This is a genomic window from Inquilinus limosus DSM 16000 (assembly GCF_000423185.1).
Taxonomy (GTDB): Bacteria; Pseudomonadota; Alphaproteobacteria; order DSM-16000; family Inquilinaceae; genus Inquilinus; species Inquilinus limosus.
On sequence record NZ_KE383988.1, the window covers coordinates 177,406 to 183,680 of the forward strand.

Annotated in this window: 7 protein-coding genes; 5 read left to right on the plus strand and 2 right to left on the minus strand. The window is 67.9% G+C overall.

The features are described 5' to 3' along the window. The first annotated feature begins 2 nt into the window (after window positions 1-2). From G537_RS41635 to G537_RS0135020, 4 genes are all read left to right on the plus strand, one after another. The gene (locus G537_RS41635) at window positions 3-836 is read left to right on the plus strand and encodes an ABC transporter ATP-binding protein (RefSeq protein ID WP_051249506.1); all 834 of its coding nucleotides are present in this window, start codon (window positions 3-5) and stop codon (window positions 834-836) included. Window position 837: 1 nt separating this feature from the next. Further along, window positions 838-1,815 (plus strand): MlaD family protein, encoded by a 978-nt coding sequence (locus G537_RS0135005; RefSeq protein ID WP_026873998.1) that lies wholly within the window; start codon window positions 838-840, stop codon window positions 1,813-1,815. Between the two features lie 2 nt (window positions 1,816-1,817). Next, the gene (locus G537_RS41640; protein WP_051249507.1) at window positions 1,818-2,483 is read left to right on the plus strand and encodes an ABC-type transport auxiliary lipoprotein family protein; all 666 of its coding nucleotides are present in this window, start codon (window positions 1,818-1,820) and stop codon (window positions 2,481-2,483) included. 293 nt (window positions 2,484-2,776) lie between these two features. Then, window positions 2,777-3,538 (plus strand): DeoR/GlpR family DNA-binding transcription regulator, encoded by a 762-nt coding sequence (locus G537_RS0135020; RefSeq protein ID WP_026873999.1) that lies wholly within the window; start codon window positions 2,777-2,779, stop codon window positions 3,536-3,538. Here the strand turns inward: G537_RS0135020 and G537_RS0135025 are convergent. Then, the gene (locus G537_RS0135025; protein ID WP_026874000.1) at window positions 3,535-4,149 is read right to left on the minus strand and encodes a hypothetical protein; all 615 of its coding nucleotides are present in this window, start codon (window positions 4,147-4,149) and stop codon (window positions 3,535-3,537) included. The two genes, G537_RS0135020 and G537_RS0135025, sit on opposite strands and share 4 nt — an antisense overlap. Window positions 4,150-4,348: 199 nt before the next feature. Here G537_RS0135025 and G537_RS42640 point away from each other — a divergent pair, with 199 nt between their 5' ends. Next, the gene (locus G537_RS42640) at window positions 4,349-5,887 is read left to right on the plus strand and encodes a capsule assembly Wzi family protein (protein WP_162146192.1); all 1,539 of its coding nucleotides are present in this window, start codon (window positions 4,349-4,351) and stop codon (window positions 5,885-5,887) included. A 55-nt stretch (window positions 5,888-5,942) separates the two neighbouring features. Here G537_RS42640 and G537_RS0135035 read toward each other — a convergent pair. Continuing rightward, window positions 5,943-6,275, minus strand: a 333-nt coding sequence (locus G537_RS0135035) for a cupin domain-containing protein (protein WP_026874001.1), incomplete at its 5' end; no start/stop codon positions are given.

Sequence of the window (6,275 nt, forward strand, 5' to 3'; positions counted from 1 at the left end):
CGATGAGCGAGGATCCCCGGGCGCCGGGCCAGGCGCCGGACGAGGATGCCGTGATCCGCGTGCGCGGGCTCAGGACCCAGTTCGGCACCCAGGTGATCCATGACGGGCTGGATCTCGACGTCCGGCGCGGCGAGGTGCTGGGCGTGGTCGGCGGTTCCGGCACCGGCAAATCGGTGCTGCTGAAGGAGATCATCGGCCTGATCCGGCCCGCCGCCGGATCGATCGAGGTGCTCGGCGTCGACATGGACCAGGCGGACGAAGCGGAACGCCGGGCGGTGCAGCGGCGTTGGGGCGTGATGTTCCAGGACGGCGCGCTGTTCAGCTCGATGACCGTGGCCGAGAACATCCAGGTGCCGATGAAGGAGTACACCCACCTGTCGCACCACATGATGGACGAGCTGGCGCGGGTGAAGATCGCCATGGCCGGCCTGGCCTGCAGTGCGGCCGTGAAGCACCCGTCGGAGCTGTCCGGCGGCATGCGCAAGCGCGCGGCGCTGGCACGGGCGCTGGCGCTGGACCCGGAGATCATCTTCCTCGACGAGCCGACCGCGGGGCTGGATCCGATCGGCGCCGCCGCCTTCGACCAGCTGATCTCGGAGCTGCAGCGCAGCCTCAAGCTGACGGTGTTCATGGTCACCCACGATCTCGACAGCCTGGTCACGATCTGCGACCGCATCGCCGTGCTGATCGACAAGAAGATCCTGGTCGACACCTACGAGAATCTGCTCAAGGTCGACCATCCCTGGATCCAGGAGTATTTCCACGGGCCGCGCGGCCGCGCGGCGGCGGTCGAGCACGCCGCTTTGGAGCGTACGCAGATGGGGGCGGAGAGCTGAGATGGAGACGCGTGCGAGCTATGTCGCCGTCGGCAGCTTCGTCCTGATCCTGATGGTCGGGCTGGTGGTGTTCGCCGTCTGGCTCGGCGGGTCGGGGTTGCGCGAGAACGCCGAGCGCTACCTGATCTATTTCTCCGGCAACGTCACCGGGCTGCAGGAGGGCAGCCAAGTCCGCTACCGCGGCATCCCCGTCGGCACGGTCGAGGACGTCCAGATCGATCCGTCCAATGTCGAGCAGGTGCAGGTCCTGATCGCGGTCCGGCCGAAGACGCCGATCGTCAAGGGCACGGTGGCCTCGCTGGAGATCCAGGGCCTGACCGGCGGCGCCTTCATCCTGCTCAGCGGCGGGGTCCAGGGCGCGCCGCCGCTGGAGAAGACGGAGGGCCATGAATACGCCGTCATCCCGTCCCGCCAGTCGGGGCTGCAGGCGATCGTCGACACCGTGCCGCAGCTGCTCGATCGGCTGTCGGAGATCTCGCGCGAGGTCCAGCGGATCTTCTCCGAGGACAACCGCCGGAACATCTCCGAGATCCTGGCCAATGTGAACACCCTGAGCGCGGCGCTGGCGCTGCGCTCGACCCAGCTCGCCACCACGATCGAGCGGATCGATTCGCTGACCCAGAATGTCGACGGGCTGGTCACCCAGGCGCGGACCGACCTGGATCGTCTCAGCACCAATGCCGACGGCTTCCTGTCGACCACCAACACCCAGGTCAATGCCGCGGTGGCCGACGTCCGGGCGATGATCGCGTCGCTGCGTCAGAGCGCCGACGGGGTGGCCCGGCTCCTGAGGCAGTCCGGCCCGGGGGTGGAGAGCTTCTCCACCGATGGGCTCTACGAGATCACGCAGCTGATCACCCAGCTGCGGCAACTGACCGACAACCTGAACCGGACCCTGTCGCGGCTCGACCGCAGCCCGGCGCAATTCCTGTTCGGCGGCTCGTCCGGCGGCGTCCCGCCGGAAGGATCCTCGAGGTGAAGATGACGCTCTTTCCCCTGTCCCGGCGCCTCTTTCTGCGGCAGGCCGCCCTTTCCTCGGCCGCGGTCGGCCTCGCCGGCTGCGGCGGGATCAGCGCGCTGGCCCCGCCGGCGCCCCAGGTCTACGAGCTGACGCCGAAGAACACCTTCGACCCCGGCCTGCCGAAGGTCACCTGGCAGCTCCTGGTCGACATGCCGACCGCCAATGCCGGGATCGACACCGACCGGATCGCGATCAGCGAGACCCCGACCTCGCTCGACTATTTCGCCAAGGTGGCCTGGGTCGACCGGGCCCCGGCGATGGTCGTGGGCCTCCTGGTCGAGAGCTTCGAGAACACCGGCAAGATCGTCTCGGTCGGGCGGCAGATCTCCGGCCTGCGCGCCAACTACGTGCTGCAGCCCGAGATCCGGGAGTTCCGGGCCGAGCGCTGGCCCGGCGAGCCGTACCGGGTGCGGGTGCGGATCGGGGCCAAGCTGGTGCGCTTCCCGCAGCGGACGATCATCGGCGGTGACAGTTTCGAGCGGGTGGTCCAGGTCACGGGACCGGAATTCACGGACGTGATCCGGGCCTGGGACGACGCCCTGGGCGGCGTGATGAAGCAGGTGGTGGAATGGACGCTGCGCACCGGCGAACGCGACGACCGCACCGCCGGCCGGCCGCGGCGATAGAGTCGGAGAGGGATAGCGACCGCGCCGGCTTCATCCGGCGCGCATCGGTCTCGTCAGCGGGTGACGGTCTGCCAGAAGAAGAAGGCGATGACGCCGATGATGATGACCCACTCTGCACCCATGACCCGCTCCATCCCCATGCGTCTTGACACCCTTCATAGCACGGGACGGGCGGATCGCAAGGCGCTCGCCGCGGCCGTTCGTCCGGGCCATGTTCGCAAATGAAAATATTGGCGTCGTTTCCGCTTCCCCATTAGCATTCTTTTTCGTCCAGCCACGATAGAAGAGCGGCCATGAACGCCACGGCGCGGCAGAACCAGATCGTCGAGCTGGTCCGCCAGGAAGGCTATGTCACCGTCGAGACCCTGGCCGACCGGTTCCAGGTGACGCCGCAGACGATCCGCCGGGACATCTCGCTGCTGCAGGACAAGGCGCTGCTGCGGCGCTTCCACGGCGGCGTCACGGTCCCCGGCAGCGTCGAGAACTTCGCCTATTCGACCCGACAGGTGCTGTGCCTTGAGGAGAAGCGCCGGATCGCCAGGCTCGCCGCGCGGCAGGTGCCGGACAACGCCTCGCTGTTCCTCAACATCGGCACGACGACGGAGGAGGTGGCGCGCGCGCTGCTCGGCCATCGCGGACTGAGGGTGATCACCAACAACATCAACGTCGCGAACATCCTGTATTCGAATGCGAGCTGCGAGGTCATCGTCGCCGGCGGCGTGGTCCGGGCGCGGGACGGCGGCATCGTCGGCGAGGCGACGCTCGATTTCGTCCGCCAGTTCAAGGTCGATGTCGGCATCATCGGCATCAGCGGCATCGACGAGGACGGTACGCTGCTCGACTACGACTACCGCGAAGTGCGGGTGGCGCGGGCGATCATCGACAATTCGCGCCAGGTGTTCCTGGTGGCCGACCACACCAAGTTCGGCCGCAACGCCATGGTGCGGCTGGCCTCGATCGGCGAGATCCACGCCCTGTTCACCGATCGGGTCCCCCCGGCGCCGTTCCGCGAGGCGATCGCCACCACCAACTGCCGCGTCCACGTCGCCGACTAGATCACCCCGTCCTGCTGCAGCCGGGCGACGAGGTCCCTGGCGGCGCGGGTGGCGAGATCGGCGAAATCGGTGCTGGAGCTGCCGCGGGCGACGGCCTCGCCCTTCCAGATGACGCCGCCGCTGCCCGCTTCCTGCAGCGTGGCGTCGTAGCGGGCCGCCGGTTCCTCGACCCAGCTTCCGCTCGTCACCGGTCCGGCGAACGGATAGCGGCCGTACCAGCCGTACAAGGGGCCGCCGTAAGGCCAGAACGGATCTCCGACATAGGTCGGCGGAATATAGCGGCCGACCATCGCGCGCTGGTCGACGGCGATGCGCAGCACCGCCCGCACGCCCGCCGCACGAATCGCGGCGGTCTCCGCGGCGGGGCCGCCGGGCCGGGTCGGCGGCGCCAGATCGATCATGCGCAGGGCCCGTACGCCACGGGCGGTGAGTTCGGCTACGGCCGCGCTTTCCAGAGCTTCGCGTTCGCCGAGGCGGGGCGTCTCCGCCGCCACCACCACCGATCGGATCTTCGCCCCGCCGCGATAGGCGGGGTCGACATAGCCTGCCACCTGCGTCTGGGCGCAGGCGCCGAGGAGCAGGGCGGTCAGGACGAGGACAAGGACGCGCATGACGCCTCCCGAGAATCGCTCTCAATGAGATGGCGCGGCGGAGCGCGGCCGCCAAGACAATTGGCGCGATTGTGACAAATTTGTCTCCCGCCTGCGAATGCGGAAGCGGAGAAGCGCATACGGTCTCATGCGGCGGCTGGGCTTCCGGGGGCGTCTTGTGTATGCAGGGCGGGTGATCGGGGGCCGTCCGGGGGGAATAATGGCCGTTGCCAGGAAGATTGCCATTGCCGTCGCTGCTGCCGTGCTGTCCGGCGCCGGGCTCGCGACGGTGTCCGGAACGGCAGTGGCCAGCCCGTGGGCGGAGCCGGGCGATGCGACGCTGCGCAACGATATCCACGTCCTGGAGAATTACGGCCTGATCGACGGCGTGCTGAACGCCTGGCCGATCCCCTGGGCGCAGGTCACCTACCGCCTGGCCAAGGCCGATCGGGATCTGCTGCCGCCCTATGTCCAGGCGGCGCTCGACCGCGTCCGCGCCCGGGCCGCGTCCGAAACCCGCCAGGGGCAGCTCCACGCGATGCTGCGGGCCGATCTGACCAACCAGCCCGCGCTGGTGCACGGCTTCGAATACACGGCGCGCCAGCGGGGAGAGGTGACCGCCTCCTTCGAATACATGGGCGATTCGACCGCGCTGCGGCTGTCGCTCGGCGCCTATTCCCGCTTCGTCAAGGGCGACAGCCCCTGGTACTACGCCGGCCAGGACACGTTCCAGCCGTCGCTCGACGGCACCTATATCGCCCAGCGGGTCGACAACTGGATCCTCTATGCCGGCTGGCTCGACACATGGTGGGGGCCGGGCGAGACCACCAGCCTGATTCTCTCGACCAATGCCCGGCCTTTTCCGAAGGCCGGCTTCATGCGCTCCAACCCGCATGCCTTCGAGACGCCTTGGCTGAGCTGGATCGGCCCCTGGCAGATCACCGGCTTCCTCGGCGTCCTGCCGGACGACCGGGTCAACACCAATACCATGATGTTCGGCCTGCGGGCCTCGATCAACCCGATCCCGGGGCTCGAGCTCGGCGCCTCGCGCATCATGATGTTCTGCGGCAGCGGCCGACCCTGCGGCCTACGCACCTTCTTCGACGGCTTCTTCGGCAACACCAACGTCGATCCCTCGCAGCAGGCCCAGGACCCAGCCAACCAGATCGCCGGCTTCGATGCCCGCTTCAGCAGCCAGCTCTTCGGCCAGCCCTTCGAGATCTACGGCGAGCTGACCGGCGAAGACGCGGCCTATTCCGACATCGGCATCCCGCTGCCGTCGCGGAACGCCGCCGTGCTCGGCGCCTCGCTATGGAACGGCTGGGGCGACGAAGGGGCGATGTGGAAGGTCAATGTCGAGTATTCGAACTCGACTGCGAACTTTCTGGACAGGAAGATCTTCGGCTACTTCTACGAGAGCGGCGCCTATCCGGACGGCTACCGCTTCTACGATCGCTCGATGGGCGACAGCCTCGACGGCGATGCAGAGCTGTTCGGCGTCACCGGCACCTTCATCGACGCCGACAATTGGACCTACAAGGTCGCGTACCACCACGCCAACCTGAATCCGAAGGACAACCCGCGCAACACGGTCAGCCAGAGCGCCGAGGAGATCAACATGCTCGATCTCGGCGTCTCGATCCCGATGCGGCGCAACACCGTCGGCATCAATCTGCGGCTGCAGGACGATTCGCCGAACAGCCCGGGCTCGCAGAAACCGATGGCGGCATTGGGCCTGTCGACGACGATCCGGTTCTGAGCAGGCTTGCGTAAGGCTGGGTTCGCGGCCGCGAACCCAGCCTACGATGTCCGGATCACGGCTCTTCCAGGCGGACGACGTCGTCTTCGCCGAGATAGGGGCCGGTGCGGACTTCGATGAGTTCGAGGTCGATCTTGCCGGGGTTTTCGAGCTTGTGGTCGGTGCCGATGGGGAGGTAGACGGCCTCGTTCTCGCGCAGGATGCGGGACTGGCCCTCCATGGTGACGCGGGCGGTGCCGGAGAGCACGACCCAGTGCTCGGAGCGGTGGTAGTGGCGCTGCAGGGCGATGGCCTGTCCGGGGTGGATGAGGACGCGCTTGACCTGGAAGCGGTCGCCGGCGTGCAGCGACTTGACGGTGCCCCAGGGGCGGTAGATCTCGCGGTGGAT

Excerpts from the sequence above, each read along its gene's own strand:
- G537_RS41635 (WP_051249506.1), top strand. The coding sequence starts at position 3 with ATGAGCGAGGATCCCCGGGCGCCGGGCCAGGCGCCGGACGAGGATGCC.
- G537_RS0135005 (WP_026873998.1), top strand. The coding sequence starts at position 838 with ATGGAGACGCGTGCGAGCTATGTCGCCGTCGGCAGCTTCGTCCTGATC.
- G537_RS41640 (WP_051249507.1), top strand. The coding sequence starts at position 1,818 with ATGACGCTCTTTCCCCTGTCCCGGCGCCTCTTTCTGCGGCAGGCCGCC.
- G537_RS0135020 (WP_026873999.1), top strand. The coding sequence starts at position 2,777 with ATGAACGCCACGGCGCGGCAGAACCAGATCGTCGAGCTGGTCCGCCAG.
- G537_RS0135025 (WP_026874000.1), bottom strand. The coding sequence starts at position 4,149 with ATGCGCGTCCTTGTCCTCGTCCTGACCGCCCTGCTCCTCGGCGCCTGC.
- G537_RS42640 (WP_162146192.1), top strand. The coding sequence starts at position 4,349 with ATGGCCGTTGCCAGGAAGATTGCCATTGCCGTCGCTGCTGCCGTGCTG.